2 protein-coding genes are annotated in these 1,124 nt (G+C 74.2%); both read left to right on the top strand.

The window, feature by feature from the left end; translation table 11 throughout:
* Window positions 1-73: 73 nt before the first annotated feature.
* The gene (locus tag KCH_RS28540; RefSeq protein WP_051653553.1) at window positions 74-556 is read left to right on the top strand and encodes an SsgA family sporulation/cell division regulator; all 483 of its coding nucleotides are present in this window, start codon (window positions 74-76) and stop codon (window positions 554-556) included.
* Window positions 557-747: 191 nt separating this feature from the next.
* The coding region (locus KCH_RS42765; protein ID WP_482793297.1) for an NsdA family TPR-like regulatory protein at window positions 748-1,124 on the top strand (377 nt) is incomplete at its 3' end.

The raw sequence follows: 1,124 nt of genomic DNA, 5'->3' as shown, positions 1-1,124 counted from the left end.
AACCCGAACCCGAGCCGGTGCCGGCCCTGACCGCCCCGTCCGCCCTGTCCGCCGACCGCCCGAAGGAGACCCGGTGACCCACCAGAACACGTCCAGCGGCTGGCTCCGGCGCTCCGGTGATCCGGACTGCGTGCTGCTGCTGGACGTCACCGTGTCGCCCTGTCCGGGGCTGCGGGTCTCCGTCCCCGCCCGGCTGCGCTACCACCGGGCCGACCCGTACGCGGTGCACCTGGACTGCCACGCCGACCTGGACGAGCCGATCACCTGGCTGTTCGCCCGCGACCTGCTCGCCGAGGGGCTGGCCGGCTGGTCCGGGGTCGGCGATGTGACGATCCGTCGGTCCAGCGCCGATCCGGAGCTGTTGACGATCTCGCTCAGCACGCCCGGCCAGACCGCCGTCCTGCACACCCCGTCGGCCCCGGTCCGGGACTTCCTGGGGCTGACCTACCGGGTGGTGCCGCCGGGCGCCGAGCACCGGCACCTGGACACCGCGGCCCTGCTGCGCCACCTGCTGAACGGCTCCCCCGCCCGCCGGGACCGCCCGCGGCCGGAATGAGCATCCTCTTCCGGTCCGACTTCCCAACGGTGTTCCTTCTCCCGTCCGCGCCGGGAGGAGGCGTACCCCACCGCACCGATTTCCGTTCCCGCGCGTTGAACAGACGGCGTTTCCGTACCAGGCATGCGCCGCCGAAGCCCGAGGGTCGTTCCGTGTGGCACCGCTTCGGCGGACCGCACGAGGAGTTGTCGATGTCGCACGTCCGTGGACCGAATCCCGCGCTGCGCGCGTTCATGGCGGAGGCCGGCTGGAACGGGCCCGCCCTCGCCGCGGCCCTCCAGAAGGTGGCCCGGGAGAGCGGGTTCAGCGTCGGCTACGACCGGACGACCGTCGCCCACTGGCTGTCCGGCACCCAACCCCGGCATCCGGGGCCGCAGTTGCTGGAGGAGGCGTTCACCCGGCGGCTCGGCAGGCCGGTCTCCCGCACCGAGCTCGGCCTGCGGCCCGCGGACTCCCCCGCCGGCGAGGAGGCCGACCCGGAGCCGGTGGACGCGCTGGCCGGGCTGCGCCGGCTGCACTCCCGGGCGGGCCCGGCCGAGCACACGGACGAAACGTTTCAGCCTCCGCT

The sequence above is a fragment of the Kitasatospora cheerisanensis KCTC 2395 genome (assembly GCF_000696185.1).
In the GTDB taxonomy this organism is placed as follows: domain Bacteria; phylum Actinomycetota; class Actinomycetes; order Streptomycetales; family Streptomycetaceae; genus Kitasatospora; species Kitasatospora cheerisanensis.
This window is presented reverse-complemented; position numbering and strand designations above follow the sequence as displayed.